The organism is Pseudochelatococcus lubricantis (assembly GCF_042432495.1).
GTDB lineage: Bacteria > Pseudomonadota > Alphaproteobacteria > Rhizobiales > Beijerinckiaceae > Pseudochelatococcus > Pseudochelatococcus lubricantis.
The window spans coordinates 357,292-373,229 of sequence record NZ_JBHLXC010000012.1; the positions used below are offsets into that span (position 1 = coordinate 357,292).

The 15,938-nt window shown below is 63.3% G+C and carries 14 protein-coding genes; 6 read left to right on the forward strand and 8 right to left on the reverse strand.

Translation table 11 applies throughout. From position 1 onward, the window contains the following. Positions 1 to 3: 3 nt before the first annotated feature. Both ACFFJ7_RS17255 and ACFFJ7_RS17260 read right to left on the reverse strand, forming a co-directional pair. Positions 4 to 465 (reverse strand): MaoC family dehydratase, encoded by a 462-nt coding sequence (locus ACFFJ7_RS17255; protein WP_377593959.1) that lies wholly within the window; start codon positions 463 to 465, stop codon positions 4 to 6. Continuing rightward, a complete protein-coding gene (locus tag ACFFJ7_RS17260) occupies positions 462 to 1,847 on the reverse strand; it encodes an MmgE/PrpD family protein (RefSeq protein ID WP_377593960.1) in 1,386 nt (461 codons plus the stop codon). The genes ACFFJ7_RS17255 and ACFFJ7_RS17260 overlap by 4 nt, the downstream gene beginning before the upstream one ends. Before the next feature lie 172 nt (positions 1,848 to 2,019). On the opposite strand from ACFFJ7_RS17260, the gene ACFFJ7_RS17265 reads away from it, so the two are divergent. Continuing rightward, on the forward strand, positions 2,020 to 2,928 hold the full coding sequence (locus ACFFJ7_RS17265; RefSeq protein WP_166954249.1) for a LysR family transcriptional regulator: 909 nt from the start codon (positions 2,020 to 2,022) through the stop codon (positions 2,926 to 2,928). A 251-nt stretch (positions 2,929 to 3,179) separates the two neighbouring features. Continuing rightward, positions 3,180 to 3,404, forward strand: coding sequence for a hypothetical protein (locus ACFFJ7_RS17270; RefSeq protein ID WP_166954251.1), 225 nt, complete (start codon positions 3,180 to 3,182; stop codon positions 3,402 to 3,404). Between the two features lie 10 nt (positions 3,405 to 3,414). On the opposite strand, the gene ACFFJ7_RS17275 is transcribed toward ACFFJ7_RS17270, so the two are convergent. From ACFFJ7_RS17275 to ACFFJ7_RS17295, 5 genes are all read right to left on the reverse strand, one after another. Further along, on the reverse strand, positions 3,415 to 4,317 hold the full coding sequence (locus ACFFJ7_RS17275) for an EamA family transporter (RefSeq protein ID WP_377593962.1): 903 nt from the start codon (positions 4,315 to 4,317) through the stop codon (positions 3,415 to 3,417). A 50-nt stretch (positions 4,318 to 4,367) separates the two neighbouring features. Next, complete coding sequence (locus tag ACFFJ7_RS17280; protein ID WP_377593963.1) at positions 4,368 to 5,537, reverse strand: winged helix-turn-helix domain-containing protein; 1,170 nt, start codon at positions 5,535 to 5,537, stop codon at positions 4,368 to 4,370. Positions 5,538 to 5,936: 399 nt separating this feature from the next. Next, positions 5,937 to 7,199 carry an acyl-CoA dehydrogenase family protein gene (locus ACFFJ7_RS17285; RefSeq protein WP_377593964.1) on the reverse strand — a complete coding sequence of 421 codons (1,263 nt, stop codon included), beginning with the start codon at positions 7,197 to 7,199 and terminating at the stop codon, positions 5,937 to 5,939. Further along, entirely contained in the window at positions 7,196 to 8,818 is a 1,623-nt protein-coding gene (locus tag ACFFJ7_RS17290; RefSeq protein ID WP_377593966.1) for an ABC transporter substrate-binding protein, read from the reverse strand. Before ACFFJ7_RS17290 ends, ACFFJ7_RS17285 begins: the two co-directional genes overlap by 4 nt. Before the next feature lie 26 nt (positions 8,819 to 8,844). Beyond that, the gene (locus ACFFJ7_RS17295; RefSeq protein WP_377593967.1) at positions 8,845 to 10,182 is read right to left on the reverse strand and encodes an LLM class flavin-dependent oxidoreductase; all 1,338 of its coding nucleotides are present in this window, start codon (positions 10,180 to 10,182) and stop codon (positions 8,845 to 8,847) included. A 349-nt stretch (positions 10,183 to 10,531) separates the two neighbouring features. Here ACFFJ7_RS17295 and ACFFJ7_RS17300 point away from each other — a divergent pair, with 349 nt between their 5' ends. After that, entirely contained in the window at positions 10,532 to 11,947 is a 1,416-nt protein-coding gene (locus ACFFJ7_RS17300) for an FAD/NAD(P)-binding protein (protein ID WP_377593969.1), read from the forward strand. A 54-nt stretch (positions 11,948 to 12,001) separates the two neighbouring features. Here ACFFJ7_RS17300 and ACFFJ7_RS17305 read toward each other — a convergent pair whose 3' ends face one another. Beyond that, positions 12,002 to 13,030 (reverse strand): LysR substrate-binding domain-containing protein, encoded by a 1,029-nt coding sequence (locus ACFFJ7_RS17305; protein ID WP_166954265.1) that lies wholly within the window; start codon positions 13,028 to 13,030, stop codon positions 12,002 to 12,004. A 339-nt stretch (positions 13,031 to 13,369) separates the two neighbouring features. Between ACFFJ7_RS17305 and ACFFJ7_RS17310 the strand changes: the two genes are divergently transcribed. The 3 genes from ACFFJ7_RS17310 (at position 13,370) to ACFFJ7_RS17320 (ending at position 15,938) form a co-directional block, all read left to right on the forward strand. After that, the gene (locus ACFFJ7_RS17310; protein ID WP_377594065.1) at positions 13,370 to 13,948 is read left to right on the forward strand and encodes an ABC transporter permease; all 579 of its coding nucleotides are present in this window, start codon (positions 13,370 to 13,372) and stop codon (positions 13,946 to 13,948) included. After that, entirely contained in the window at positions 13,945 to 14,712 is a 768-nt protein-coding gene (locus ACFFJ7_RS17315) for an ABC transporter ATP-binding protein (protein WP_377593972.1), read from the forward strand. The genes ACFFJ7_RS17310 and ACFFJ7_RS17315 overlap by 4 nt, the downstream gene beginning before the upstream one ends. 239 nt (positions 14,713 to 14,951) lie before the next feature. Next, entirely contained in the window at positions 14,952 to 15,938 is a 987-nt protein-coding gene (locus tag ACFFJ7_RS17320; protein ID WP_377593974.1) for an ABC transporter substrate-binding protein, read from the forward strand.

The window sequence follows — 15,938 nt, forward strand, 5'->3', positions numbered from 1 at the left end:
TCCTTACGTATTGCGGCAGCGCGACAGATTGCGGCGATGGAAGGTCACCACTTCCTCGCCATTCTGGTTGTGACCGCGTGTGTGCCATTCGGTGATGCCCCAGCCGGGACGACTCTCGGTCAGGCGCTGTGAGACCACGGTGGATCGCGCATAAACGGTGTCGCCGGCATGAACCGGCACCCCGAAGGAAAGATCATCGACGCCCAGGAACGGGCCACCTGCCTCGGAAAGATCCTCCACCGAAAGCCCGAGGATCGTGGCAAAGACGAACATGGGCGGGACAATGATGTCGTCGTAGCCCAGGGCCTGCGCATAGGGGGCATTAAAGAAAATCGGGTTCATCTGAAGAAACATATTGCTGAACAAACTGGCGTCCGACGCATTGAATGTCCGGCCCCAGTGGTGTTCGAATTGCTGGCCGACGCTGAAATCCTCATACAGCAGGCCGCGTTCTTGCCGGATCATGCCGCCACATCCTCCACGTTCGAGCGGGTGGCGGAAAGCAGCGGAGCGATCGATTCCAGATCGCAAAGACTCAGCGCAAGTGTTTGCAGGCGCTCCGTCGCATCGGGCGACAATTCCCGCAGCACATTGGCGCGGAACTTGGCAAGGATCTCGGCTCGCTCCAGCGGAAGCCCCGGCGTTCCGCGGCTTTGCGGCTTGCGCAGGACATGCCGGCTGCCATCGCGAAGAGTCAGCCGTAACTCACCGGGAAAACGGGCAGGAAAATCGCTGAGCTGATCAACCGTGCAAGTGACCTTGCGCGAGAGGCCGAGCACTTCGGGATCAGCCAGATTTCCATCGAAAAACCCAGACAGATCAACCCTGCCCCGCGCAAGCGCGAGAGCAATCACATAGGGCGTGCTGAACAGGGCATCATACTCGCTTTGCGGTTCGATCTTGCTTGTCCGGGGTTCCCAGACCAAATGATGCAGCCGTTCGGACAGCGGAGCCTCGATTGCGATAATCTCGTCCGCAGTAAAAGGTGCCCCTCTTTCAGCGACCAGCTCCAACGCAGCGTCGGCGAAGGCATGGATGAAATGACAGCAGGGATATGGCTTGATCGCCAGTCCCGTCAGCACCCACTCTTCGTTCAGTCTGCGGATCAGGCGCTCAGTGTCGGGCAGATAGCCCAGATGAGCCATGAAGTAGCCGTGAGGCCCCTCGAACACCGTTTTCGGCCCTGTGAAACCGGCGCGGCCGAGCGCGACTGCCGTAATGCCCGAATGGGCGGCCCAGCCGGGATGCAGCCGCTTCAACCACGCGCCCTCGAACTGTAAGATGCCGCCGGCAAGGGATCCACAAAGCCCCAATGCATCGACAAGCTGTGTCTCGTTCAGCCCGTAGAGCCGCGCCGCCGCAGCAGCAGCGGCAAAAGGTCCGCATATTGCCGTTGGATGCAGGTGCTTGTCATGGAATTCGCCTTTGGCCGTCAGCGCCAACCGGCAACCGATTTCGAGCGCGACAATAAACGCTTCGAGTACCTCCCGGCCCGACGCGCCGGTCTCTTCACCGACAGCCAGGACTGTCGCCATAGCCGTCGCGCTGGCGTGGTAGATTCCCTCGATATGGGTATCATCAAAGTCTAACCCATGTGCCAGTGTGCCATTGACCATTGCCGCAAGATTGGCCGGAAGTGTGCGGCCCGAGCCGATCACCGTTGCATCGCTGCCCTTGCCAAGACTCTCGGCTGCAACGTTAACCGAAGCCGCGAAGGGAAAGCCGGACGAGGCGACCGCAACGCCCAACGTATCCAGAAAATGATCTTGCGCCTTCGCATACACGTCAGATGGCAGATCGAGCCGCCCCAACGCAAACGCCGCAAGCGCTTGGGAAAGCGTGTTCATGGTGTTCCCTCCTCATTGAAGTGGGGAGGCGACCATGCGCCGGTTAAACTGGTGCATGGTCGCCTCCCAGTGGCACCGTCGCATGTATGGAATTTATCTTTCAAACGGATATTTTTTATATAATTATCTATCCAATTTATGAATTGGATTGTTAGCGATAGGAATGGGGGGCTTGAGCTTGGCACGACTTCCAATTGATCTTGGCGCGTTGGAGGCTGTGATCGCTGTGGCCGAAACTGGCAGCTTCAGCGCCGCAGCCGGGCTGCTCTCGATCTCGCAATCGGCAGTTTCATCACGGATCCGGGTGGCGGAAGAAGTTCTTGGGGTTGAGTTATTTCACAGAACAACCCGACGGGTAATCCTGTCCGAACACGGCGCCCGCCTGAAGGCGCGCGCCGGAATGGCACTTTCCGACCTGCAAGCCATCATCGACGAATTCCGCGACGAAGCCCGCTTGATTCGAGGCCGGGTAAATGTTGGAGCAACACCCACCGTTTCAGCCATCGTATTACCAGGTATCGTTCGCGCATTCCAGGACACCTACCCAGGAATTAGGGTGACGATTTATGATGATTTCTTCGGCATGGCATTGGAACGGGTCATGCGCGGCGAAGTGGATTTTGCAATCGCGCCTTATGACGAGCATATAGATAATGGATCTTTGCTATTGGAAAAATTTCTTTTTGAGGAAATGGTGGTAATTGTTCCCGAGGGCCATCCGCTTGCAGAAGGTGACTTCTCTCTTCAGCGAATGGCACAATACCCTATCGTCTCAATGCCACCCCATTCGGCGACCTACCATTACATCCACCGTCTGTTTGCCGAGCACGGCTTGAGTTTTGAGCCGACGATGCAGACGATGCACGCTCTGTCGTCTATCGCCATAACCCGTTCCGGTCTCGCGAGCGCTTTCATTCCGGTGGGCCTGCAGAAAATTTGCAGCATGCACGGACTCGTGACACTTCGGCTGCCTGACAAGGTGCTCGGGCGCTCGATCGCTATCGCAACCGCCCCCGACCGCAGCCTTACTCCGGCGGCACGCGCGCTGACAAACCTGATACGCATCAGCCATTATTGCTGATCGATCCGCATCGTATATCCACGCTCCCACGCGAGGAACGACTTCTCCCTTGGCCGGCAACGAGCCCAACCCGGTCTGACCGTTCGACCAATGTGAGGTTATCGCATTCTGAAAGTTAGCGCGACGCTGATCCCCTCCTGCCGCTAGAACTCTGACCGGGCCATTCTCCGTGCGCATGAGCAATGGAGATGTTGGCACGGAACGACGCTGGCAGGTCTACGACTGGTGCAAGCAGCTACGGATGGGGCAGCTTGCCGTGCACGAAAGTGGCGGCGTCGCCGACGATGGATGCCACCTTCGGGGTGGAGATCGTCGTCGGTGATGTCGTGATCCGCGCCGGGGTCGGCGCCCTGCCCGCGAACCTTACGGGCCTGCCCGACCCCGCGCTGATCGCCCGGCTGATCCGCGCCGGGGCGTGGCAGCGGCGCATCCGCCGCTGCCTGGACGACGGTGACGACCGGCCGGCGGAGAACTGACCGGGCCCCGCTACAACAGCACGAGGATCAGTATCCCCAGAACGATGAGAAGGCAGCCCGCCGCCTCGAACCGGTTGATCCGCTCGCGGAACACGAAGACGGTGAAGGCGAAGGCGAAGATCATCTCGACCTGCCCCAGCGCCTTGACGACGGCGGCCTGTTGCACGGTCATGGCCGTGAACCAGCACAGCGAGGCGGTAGCGCCGACGAAGCCGACGAACAGCGACGGTTTCCATGCCCGGCGGATGCGAGCGAGTTCGTCCCGCTCCCGCCACAGCAGCCAGACCAGCATGGCGGCGGCCTGAAACAGGATGACGCAGGCCAGCGTGATGGTTGCCTGGACGATGAAGTTCGACCCGGCAAGCGACAGGGACGCGGCGCGGTAGGCCACTGCGCTGGCTGCGAAGGCGAGCCCGGACGTCAGGCCGATGGCGACGCTGCGCGTGCGGAGCGAGGTGAACAGCGACCGCAGGCTCACTTTCGTATGCGCGACCGAGATGAGCATGACGCCGAGCACGCTGATGGCGACGGCGGCCAGCGCGCCCACGGTCGGGACCTCCGCGAGCAGCACCGCGCCGAGGATCACCGCCTGCGCGGGTTCGGTGCGTGAATACGCGGTACCGATGGCGAAATTGCGGAACGAGAACAGGTGCACGAGCAGATAGGTCGCCGCGATCTGCGTGAATCCTCCCACCGCCACCCAGCCGACGAACGCCGGATTGAACGCCGGGACCGCAGCACCCGTCACGCGCAGGACCAGGAAAAGATACAGCACGGCAAACGGCGCGCCGAATCCGAAGCGGACGAAGGTCGCCCCGGATGTGCCCATGACGCCCTTGAGATGCTTCTGCCCGGCCGATCTCAAATTCTGAAGAAACGCCGCAATAACGGTTGCTGGTATCCAGATATCCATGGAACGAAAGTGCTTTCACGGCGGGAGAAGATGAACATCACAGGGTTATATTATCGAACCGGCCCGGTCGAGACCTCCGACAACCCCAGCCAATGGGCGAGTGACGCGAGTTCAACGCGGAGCGCGTCCCTCGTCTCCGGCGGAGCCTTCGGTTCGAGATGCACGGCGTGCACGAGAAGACGCGAAGCCTTGCGGTCGGACTTCAGGTCTACGCGCGCCACGAGCCTGTCGCCGAGCAGAAAGGGCAGCACGTAATAGCCGTGCTGACGCTTCGCAGCCGGCACATAGATTTCGATCCTGTAGCGGAAGCCGAACAGGCGCTCGGTGCGCGTACGCTCCCAGACGAGCGGGTCGAACGGAGCGAGCAGCGCCTGAGCGTCGACCCGGCGCGGGCGGCGGGCCTCGTGATGCAGGAAGGCCGGGGGCCAGCCGGGAACTGCGACCGGGATCAGCACTTCCTCCTCGACCAGCGCCGCAATGGCGGCCTTCGCATCCTCCGGTCCGATGCGGAAATAGTCGCGCAATTCGCCCACCGTCGCGATGCCGAGGGCGCGTGCCGATCGCTCGATCAGGGAGCGGTGGGCCTCGGCCTCCGGCAGCGTCGGCAATGCGAGAACGGCCGGCTGGATCACCCTTTCCATGAGATCGTAGACGCGCTCGAAACTGCGTTGCCGCGTGGCGGTGGTGATATGGCCGGCATAGAAGAGCCATTCGAGCATGCGCTTGGAATCGCTCCACTCCCACCAGCCGGCGCGGCTCGACTCGAAGTCGGAGGCGGCAAGCGGCCCTTCCTGCCGGATGCGCTCCAGCGCCTTCATCGCCTCCTCGCGGCGCTCGCCCGCGAAGACGCGCATGCCTGCATAGCCGGCCTCACCCCGGTCCGCCCGCGCCATGCGCCAGCGCAGGAGAGGATGGGTATCCAAAGGCAGCAGCGAGGCCTCGTGCGCCCAGTATTCGAAAAGCCGCCGCTCTTTCCGCTGCCCCCACGCCGCGCGGTCGAGAAGCGTCCGGTCGTAGGCACCTAGCCGCGAGAATGCAGGCAGGTAATGCGCCCGCGCGAGGACGTTGACGCTGTCGATCTGATGCAGGCCCAGCCGCCCCACGACGCGGTGCAGATGGCCTTGATCGACGCGGACGGGACGCGCCGATCCGAACCCCTGGGCGGCAAGCGCGATGCGTCGTGCCTGTGCGACGCTGATCTCCCCGGTCTGTGGCGGCACGGCATCCCCGCGATCATTCGGCGCGGATCGCGCCCGGACAATCATTCGACAATAACCGATTCGTCCCGACCCGGGATCGCAGACTCCACCCGGATCCCGAGCCGTCCCGCATGAAACCGGTCGTCTTGCATTGCGAGGCTCGCCGGCTGCGGCGCTCGGACCGTGTCACCGGCCGGGCAGGTGGTATGCCTGCCGAAAATAGGATCGGAAAGCGAGCATCTGCGGCGAAAGCTCCATGAAAGCTCCATGTCGCGCCGCCAGGCTAGCCCGACGTCCATGGCGGGAATCTGTCATCAAGTGTATTACTCTTCGGAGGTTCTGACCGGCTCGTTACCCCCCCTCGATACGCCACCCTCAGCAAACCGTCATCACCCAGATTCCGACATAGCTCCCGGAAAGTTACTCCTCCCGACCGCCTCTGTCCGGCGTATCGGATCGATGGGCCTTGCTGTCAAAAAGGGTAATGGGTGGTGCGATGCCCGCGAGGATGTACTGCCCGACGTCGCGCTCCCTGTAGCTGACCGGATCGCTCAGCGTATGGGTCCGAACGTTGCGCCAGAACCTGTCGAAACCATAGGTGGATGCCGTCGATCTTGCCCCCATCACCTCGAAAATCCGCGAGGTGACCTCGAGTGAGACTTCGGTCGCCACGATCTTGGCCTGATAGACGTCGCAGGCGACTGCGGCCCTCTGGTCCGGATCGAGCGCGTACCCTGCGTCGCCCGCCCGCTGGAGGCGGTCCCCGATGTCATCGGCAAACGCCTCCGCCGCACCCAGGTGCGCCGAAAGGCGGCCGATCGTCGCCGCGATATAGGGGTCCTTCGTTGCCGAAGAAGCGATTGAACCGGGCCACGGACGAGTATGCTCCTTGACATAAGCGACAGCGTGCGTCAGGGCCGCGCGCGCGGCGCCGAGATAGATATTCGAGAAGAACAGCTGGATCCTCGGCGTAGTAAGGTCGAGGTGGGACGGCGCATCGTCGGGCTGTGGCAGAATGATGTCCTCGTCGCGGACAGAGACATCGACGAAATCGATACTGCCGCTCATGGTGAGCCGCTGCCCGAGGTTGTCCCAGTCGTCGTTGATGGTCACGCCGGCACGGCTCGTCGGCACGGAAAGCTGAAGCCGGCGGGTTCCCTCCCCGTCACGCAGGACGGCTGCCAGCATCAGCCTGTCGGAGACGCCGGCGCCCGTGCAGAATGTCTTGCGCCCCGACAGCGCATAACGATCGGGGGAAGCGCGTGACAACACGAGATCGGGATCGCGCGGATTGACCGCCGCGCTCCACAGCAACCTGCGCGACGCCGTCTCCCTGATCAGCGCTGCCGTCACCTCGTCCGTGCGGCCGAATAGGGATGTCGCCTGAACGTAGTGATTTCCCAGGATCTGGGCAATCGACATGTCCCCCTCGGCGACGGTGCGCAGGATGCGGAACGCCTGCCGCCAGTTGCCCCCGCCCCCTCCCACCGTGCGCGGATGGAGGAAGGCGAGCAGCCCTGCCTGACGCAACAGCCCGATTTCGCCATGCGGGGGAGCGGTCTGCCGCTCGCGGGCGTTGGCGGTTTCCGCAAGGCGGACCGCTACCTGGCGCGCGCGGTCAAGGGCGCCGGCGAAACCGGCTCCATTATCGGCAACGTCGGCGGAATCGCATTCCCGGCTCATTCTTTTATGAACACATCGGCCAGATTGCCGCGCAATCCGTCCGCGGTAACGGTGTGGTCGTGGACTTTCCTGTTGAACAAGGTTACCTGCTTGACGGTGATTGTGTTGATGAGCGGGATTTCGCGGGCAACGATCTGCTGGAACCGTGCGAAGAGATCATAGCGCTTCTTTTCGTCAGGTTCGATGGCGGCGGTTTCCAGCAGGGCATCCACTTCGCTATTGGCGTAGTGCGAGGCGTTCGAGAACGGCACGCCCTTGACGAAGCTCTTGCTCCAGTAACCGCGCTGCACGCCGACCGTCGGGTCGAAGGTATTGCTCAGGCCGTTGCTGACGAAGTCGAAATCGCGGTCCGTATAGACGCGCTTGATCCAGGCACTGAGATCCTGGGAGCGGATGGTGACGTCGATGCCGATCCGGGCGAGGTTGTTCTTGAGATAGGCCGCGAGATTCTGGAACTCCGATCCATAGGGCAGGTAGTCGTGCGTGATGCGGAAACGCACGCCGTCCGGCCCCCGTGGATAGCCGGCCTCGTTCAGAAGCGCATTGGCCTTGTCCAGATCGAAGGGATAGGTCTCTACACCGTCGTAGTAGAAGCGTTTCAGCAACGGGCTTATCGGCGACGGCGCCACGATGCCATAGCCATTGTAGACAACATCGAGGATGGTCTGGCGATCGATGGCATGGGCGATTGCCTGGCGCACCCGCAAGTCCTTGAAATAAGGCTTGTCCAGATTGAATTCCAGCTGGTGCTGATTGGGGCTGTAGCTGTAGCCGTCCTGCGTATACGCGATATGCGGCAGCGCCTGAAGCCGCTTGATCTCGGAGAGCGCCACCGGATTTTCGCTCGCGACCAGCAGTTCTCCGGTTTCGAGTGCCGCCGCGCGGGCGTTGATATCCGCGATGAAGCGTGCGACGAGACGATCGACATACGGCTTCGGCTGGTCCCAGTAATCCGGATTGCGTTCGAATACCGCGCTGGTGCCACGTTCCCACGCCCTGAAGATATAGGCGCCGGTACCGATCGGCGATAGGCTGGCCGGATTCTTGGCCGGGCTGTCGAGGCTGTCGTAGACATGGGCCGCGACGATTGGGGATTCCGCCGCCGACAGCGCATAGAGAAGATAGGGTGCGGGCTGGGAGAGCGCGATTTCGACGGTATGGTCGTCGGGGGCCCTCAGAGCCTCGACGTTGGCGAAGGTCTGCTTGCCGCGTGGGTGCCACGCTTTGAGCAGCTCGATCGACCGCACCACGTCGACGGCCCGGAACGGCTTTCCGTCGTGCCAGCGGACGCCTTCCCGCAGGGAAAACGTGTAGAGCTTTCCATCGGGCGACACGGTCCAGCCCGTGGCGAGCTGCGGTTGCGGGGTCAGATCGAAATCGTATTTGAGCAAGCCCTCGTGCACCTTCGAGCTGACCCTCTGCTCGGCGCCTGATGTCGTCGCGATGCTGACGAGGGATGTCGGTTCCGGGTAGACGAGGAAGGTCAGCGTCCCGCCATGGACGGGCGCGGCCGCTTCGTCGGCGAACACGACGGAAGGAACCCCGAGAGACGCAAGCAGGGTCACGGAAAGACTGGACTGAAGAAGCTCGCGGCGGCTTCGTGAAAATGTGCTGCTCATGCTGTCACCTGATTTTCGTGTTGACGTCACGCCACATGACGGTCGATGGACGTGAAATGTTCTTTTCGGGGAATGCCGAGATGACTACGCAATGTCGATCCGGCGTATTCCTTCCTGAACAGACCCCTTTCCTGAAGGATCGGAACGACCTGCGACGCAAACTTCTCGAAATGTTGCGGGTAGAGCGCGGGCAGGACGATGAACCCGTCGGCGCCGCCGGCCCTGAACCATTGCTCCATGACCCCGGCAACCGTCTCCGGCGTCCCGATGACCGTGTGATGGCCCCGCGCACCCGCGATCGCGGTATATGTCTGGCGTATCGTGAGCCGACCGGATCGCGCGATGCCACGGATGAGTTCGAGACGGCTCTGAATGGCGTTGCTCCCGCCGAGTTCCGGCAGGGGCGCATCTGGAGACAGGCCGGACAGGTCGACGCCGCCCAGCAGCCGCGAGAGCATGGCCATTCCCACTTCGGGATCAATCAGCCCCTGCAGCTCTGCGAACGCGCGTTGCGCCTCCTCCTCCGTGTCCCCGACCACGGGCATGAGGCCGGGCAGCACTTTCAGCGCGTCGGCGGGGCGACCCGCCTTCTCCACCTGCTGCCGCAAGCCTGTGCGGAAGGCGATAGCGGATTCCAGATTGGGCTGGGCGGTGAAGACGACATCGGCCGTTCTCGCCGCGAGCTTCTGTCCCGCTGCGGACGACCCTGCCTGCACGATCACCGGATGCCCCTGCGGGGAACGGGCGATGTTAAGCGGTCCCTCGACGGCAAAGTGTTCGTCCCGGTAGCCGGCGGGGAATACGCGCTGGGGATCGAAATACTGTCCGTCCGCCTTGTCGGCTGTGAATGCGTCGTCGGACCAGCTGTCCCAGAGTTTCCTCACGACATCGACGTAGGACTCGGCGCGCGCATATCGTTCGGCATGCGGCAGGTGCTCGTCGAAGCCGAAGTTGCGTGCCTCCGCCACGGATACGGAAGTGACGAGGTTCCAGGCCGCGCGCCCGCCGCCGAGATGGTCCAGGGAGGCGAACTGCCGCGCGACGTGAAAAGGCGCCGTGTATGACGTGGACGCAGTTGCCGCAAGGCCGATACGCTCAGTATGCACGGCAAGCGCGGATAGGAGCGTCAATGGCTCCAGATGGACACCGTGCCCCATTCGGCTGGTGATGTGTGGCCCTTGTTCGAAATTGCGCACTGCAAGGCCGTCTGCAAGAAAGACCATATCGAACCGGGATTCCTCGGCTGCCCGGACGACCGCAAGCTGCGTGCGGAAATCCATCCCGGCCAGGGAACTGCTTCCGGGATGTCGCCATGCGGCAAGGTGGTGGCCCGGCCCGCGCAGGAACAACCCGAGATGTATCATTCGTTCCGCCAATCCCGTCTCCCACTACATCCCGAAAGGCCAAAGCACAGCCCGCCCCAGCTCCGGAAAGCGGCTTGCAGCCACGCCTCGCAGCGGACAGACAATCAGGGGGCGTCAACCAGCAATCATTATTTTCGTGGGGAGCCGGGCGCTCAAACCAAAATTTCTATCGGTGCAGAAATTATACTTTCTTGCCGGCAAGCGACGCGCACGTCTACTCAGGGCCGATGATAGCGGCATCCGTGTCACCCTCTTCCAGCTCCACGTCAGGCTCCCGGCACCCGTGGCCCGGCGCTGTCCACGACGGTTGCCGACAGTTCAGCGCTGACAGTATGGAACAATCCAGACGATGACGGCAGTCTCATTCCCTGAACCGCTCTTTCACGACATTCCTTTCTCCGTCGCCGTCGTCGGCGGCGGGTTTACCGGAACCGTATTTGCCATCAAGTACCTTGCCGTCGCGCGGCGCCCCGTCACCATCGCCATCGTGGAGCCGCGCGAGATGCTCGGCGGCGGCGTGGCGTATTCCACACGCGATGACGTCCATCTCATGAATGCGCCCGCGACCGTATTCGGCATTGACAGGAGCGATCCCGAGGGATTTTCACGCTGGCTGGAAACGGCATGTGGTGCGGAGCGGCTTTCGGAATGGACCGTCGCCGGCGAAGCCTATCCGCCACGCCGGCTTTACGGCGCGTACGTGCGCTCGGAACTCGAACGCACGGCCACTACTGCCCGCGCCACGGTCCGGCACATCAGGGATGTCGTGACAGACCTGGAGCTGGGCGCGGATGCCGCCACTCTCCATCTTGCCGAAGGCGGAAAGCTATCCGCGCGACAGGTCGTCCTCGCAGTTGGCGTGACCTCGGCAAGACCCGCGTTCGTGACCGGGGAGGCCGGCGCTCACCCCGGCTACGTGGCTGACCCGTGGGAACACGGGGTGCTGGACCGGCTGGCGCGGAGCGGAAAAATCGTCACGATCGGCACCGGACTAACGATGCTGGATGTCGCCGCGTCCCTTGAACGGGCCGGGTTCGGAGGGGAACTCGTCGCCATCTCCCGCAGCGGTCTGGTTTCGGAGGGCCGCCGCAAGGTCGTCAGCCTTCCGGTTCTGGCCGAAAACGAAGAAGCGCCCGACAGGCTGGTCCCTTTCCTGCGGCAGGTGCAGATCATGCGGCATTCCCTTGCTGCGTCCGGCGGCGATTGGCAATCGATCGTACCAGCGATCAAAGCCCAGATACCCGGCCTCTGGCGGCGCGGGTCATCCCGCGAGCGCCGCAACTTCCTGCGGTTCCTGCGCAGGTTCTGGGAAACTGCACTGCATCGCGCCGCACCCCAGACGGCGGCAGCCGTCGAGCGCTCGCTGGCGAGAGGGCGACTCACGACGTTGAGTGGCCGCATCGTATCGGTTTCGGTCACCAGTAGCGGCGCCCTACAGATCTCGTTGAGGCAGCGCTCCGACGGATCCGCTGTCATCATCGAGGCCGACGCCGTGGTGAATTGCTCCGGTCCCCGCCACGATATTAGCGACGCAGCTCAGCCCGCGCTCGTCCGCAACCTGCTTGGAAGAGGGCTGATCGTGCCCGGCCCGGAACAGTTCGGGCTCCTGGCAACCCCGGATGGCCGGGTGATCGATCGCAACGGAAGTGTCAGTGACCGTCTGAGTGCCATCGGCCCGCTGATGCGCGGGATTCACTGGGAGTCGAATGGCGCCATCGAATGTCTCGATCAGGCCATCGGCGTCGCGGAAAGGCTCGCCCGGTAAGCCGGCGCACGCGCGGAGGTAATGATCGGGGTCCGGATATTCATCCGGCGCACCTCAGTACGCAGGCGAGTGATGAAGCGCTTCGGACTTCAGCCATTTCCTGAACGTCTGCACGCGGCGAATTTGCGACTTCTGCTTCGTGGTAACGAAGTAGTAGGAAAAGTTGACGCCTGCCGTCTCGCCGAACGGGACAACAAGCCGGCCGGCATCCAGATCCGCCTGTGCCAGACGAGATTTTGCCAGCGCTATGCCCATGCCCGCCACCGCGGCGTCGATGGCCAGCGCTGAGAGGTTGAAGTGCGGGCCGCTGTCACCGGGCAAGATGCCGACACCGTGCCGGCCGAGCCAGACTCCCCAGCTGACGCTGCCGTCCTCGTTCTCTGACGAGTCGTCGTGAATCAGGGGAACCGTGCGAACAATCTCCCCGATAGACAGATTGTGTATCTTCGCATGCAGCGAAGGACTGCACACCGGCACGATGGATTCCGAGAGAATGAGTTCGGAAGCGAGATTCCGGCATATGCCGGAACTGAATCGGATGGCGCAGTCGATGTTATCGTCCGAAAAGCTGCCGAGCGTCAGGCTGGAGTCCAGTTGGATTTCGAGATCGGGATGCTTGCTGCGCAGCCCCGCCAGCCTGGGAACGAGCCACTTGTAGGCGAAGGACGGCGTCACGGAGACGCGTAGCGGCCCTTCAACGGCGATCCGCGTTACATGTTCCACGCCGTCCGAGATCAGGTGAAAGGCCTCCTCCAGATAAGGATACAGCGCCTCTCCTATCTCGGTGATCTGCAAACGGTTGCCATCACGGACGAACAGCTGCGCCCCGAGATGATCTTCGAGCGCCCGGATCTGCATGCCCACGGCAGCCGGCGTCACATAGAGCTTGTCGCTCGCGTTCTTGAATGAAAGCTCACGCGCCACGACGACGAACGTACGCAACGCGGTGAGCGGCGGCAGCTTCGACAGGGAGGGCGGACGAAGCCTCGATGGGCCGGAATGATTTTTCGTGAACGCTGCAATGTGTGAGATTGCCATCTGAATGCGCCAGTCTGGTCGATGCCAATAACGGAAGCTTCCCACAACTCATGATGCCGCATATGGGGAGTCGTCGCGAAGCGGTATTTCAGAAGACGGGCGTCGGCCGTTTCCGCGAAAGCCGGACTATCGCCGAGGACGGATGCAGCACCATTGCATGAGCGCTGGTCTGGACGATATCCGGTTCTATCTACCTTTGATCGGCTGGCTGCTCCGATTCCATCATTTATTTAATCAAATACATAGACTTTATATTTTTTTAAATGAGTGCACGTTGGCTGTCAAGGGACGGTCTCTCGTCCTCATCGGATGTAGACAAAAGCAGGAAATGGAACGGGAGGCAGCGGCGAGAATCTCGCCGACGATCCGTTTCTGCAGGACGAAATAGGCACGCGCCCCACTGATCGTGAGGCTCCCGTACAGGCGGCGGGGCTTTTCGTCGGCATGTCGCGCCGGGGCGGGCTCGCGCTCTCGCCCACCCTGCATACGCTGCGCCAGATCGCGCTGTTCGCGTGGATTCCGCTGCTGACGTCGTGGTTTGGCAACGGCGAGGCGACGAAGCTCTGCTTCGTCGCCATCTCGACCTTCTTCCCGCTCTTCCTCGCCACGGAGCAGGGACTGCGCACGGTCCCCGCGACGCTGAGGGAGGTGGCGGGGGTGCTGCACCTGTCGCGCCGGCGCACGATCACCGCCCTGCTGCTGCCGGCCGCCCTGCCCTCGATCGGCGTCGGCGTCCAGATCGCGTTGATATCCGCCTGGATCGGAACGGTGGGCGCGGAATACGCCATCGGCAACGGCCGCGGGCTCGGCAGCTATATCGCCAGCGCGCGGGACCAGTTCCGCATGGATATCGTCATCGTCGGCGTCGCCGTGCTGGCGGCCGTCGGCGCGGGCCTCCACTACCTCTCCCGCGCCGCCATCGCCCGGCTCACGCCGTGGAACAGCCCAAGGAGCGGCGCATGACGCCGGTTCAGTCCTCGCCGGCCCCGTCGCTGGCCATCGAGAACGTCCGCAAGACCTTCACCGTCGAGACGCGGACATTCGCCGCACTGGACGACGTGAGCCTGACCCTGCGGCACAACGAGATCGTCAGCATCCTCGGCCCCTCGGGCTGCGGCAAGTCCACCCTGCTGCGACTCGTCGCCGGCCTCGAAACGCCGGATGCGGGGGCGCTCTTCATCAACGGGCGCGGGCCGGTGGCCGGCCCGGCGCGGGATTGCGCCATCGTGTTTCAGGACCATCGGCTGTTTCCGTGGCTGACGGTGAGCGGGAACGTCGATCTCGCGCTCGATTCCTGCCGCCTCGCGCCGGCGGAGCGGCGTGAGCGCGTGCGCCGCTACATCGCGCTCGTCGGCCTCGGCAGCTTCGCTTCCGCCTATCCCCGGCAATTGTCCGGCGGCATGGCGCAGCGCGCCGCCATCGCGCGGGCGCTGGTCGCGGAGCCGGCGCTGCTGCTGATGGACGAGCCGTTCGGCGCGCTCGACTCGCTGCTGCGCACCCGCCTGCAGGGCGAGTTGCTCGATATCTGGGAGCGCAACCGAGTCACCATCCTGCTCGTCACCCACGATGTCGAGGAAGCGATCTACCTCAGCGACCGCGTCGTCGTGATGCAGCCCAATCCCGGCCGCATCCGCGCCGTGGTCGATGTCGGCCTGCCGCGACCGCGCCAGCGGGAGGAAACGGCGTTCATCGCCCTGCGCAAGTCGCTGCTGGAACTGCTTTCCTGAGACGAATCCGGCATGGCAACCATGGCCGCCGCTGCAGCCGGGCGGTCCTGCGGGCCGGTGCCGAACACGGAGCCGAGCAGCTTCGTCTTCTCATTTTGAGATAAATTCAGTAGATTTAATATAATTCGCCTTGCGAGACCTTTTTTGGGGTTATAGGATAACCCCATCAATCATCGGCGAAGGTACATCCCGCTATGCATTCATCGTCCGGCATTTTCCGCCTCCCGCGGCGCACCGTCATGACGGCCATCCTCGCGTCCGTCATTGCGGCGGCGGTTCATTCATCGCCCTCCCCGGCGCAGGAGGCGGGCAAGCCTGCCGGACAGGTGGCGCCCGTGGAGCTGAACTTCGGCTTTCCGTGGAACGGCGGCGTGGGCTTTCCGCCCGCGCTGACCGACGCCACCGGCTATGCCATCCACCTCGGCCTCGCAGGGCCGATCCTGGAGGCACACGGCTTCAAGCTCGGCCGGCAGATCGGCTTCAACACCGGGCCCCTGGCGCTCGCAGGCCTGCAGAGCGGCGAGATCCAACTGGCGCAGACGGGCGAGACGCCGGCCGTGCTCACGGTGGTCAACGGCCAGGCGACGCGCGCGGTGACGATCGGCGCGCCGGCGGGAGACCTGTGGATCGTCGCGCGGAAGTCCGAGGCGGGCAAGCTCGAGGACCTCGCCGGCAAGTCGATCGGCGCGGCCTTCGGCTCCAACTTCGACAAGTTCGCGCTGGCGGCGCTGAAGCGCACCGGCCAGCAGGACAAGGTGAAGCTCGTCAACCTGTCGCCGTCGGAAACCTATCCCGCCCTGCAGAGCGGCGGCGTCGCGGCGGTGGTGGCGAGCCCGCCGCAGGCCGTGGGCTGGCGGCGGAAGGACAAGGACGTCCACATCATCGCCCGCGCCCGCGAAGGAGATCCCACGCTCGAACTGAGCGCGAGCGTCGTGGTGACGACCGAGGACTTCGCCGCGCGCAATCCCGGCCTGCAGAAGGCGTTGTGGGAGGTGCAGAAGGCCGGCATCGCGGAAATCCGGAAGGATCCGCAGAAGTACTACACATTCTACAGCCAGAAGACGGGCCTGTCGCCCGAGGAATCCAGCACCGTCGTCCTGCTCAACTTCGCCGACGCGCCGATTGCGCCGGACGGCCTGAAGGTGATCAGGAGCTCGCTGGCGTTTCTCACCGATACGGGCGTCATCAAGCGCAGCGCCGATGTCGACGCCTGGGCTCTGAAATAA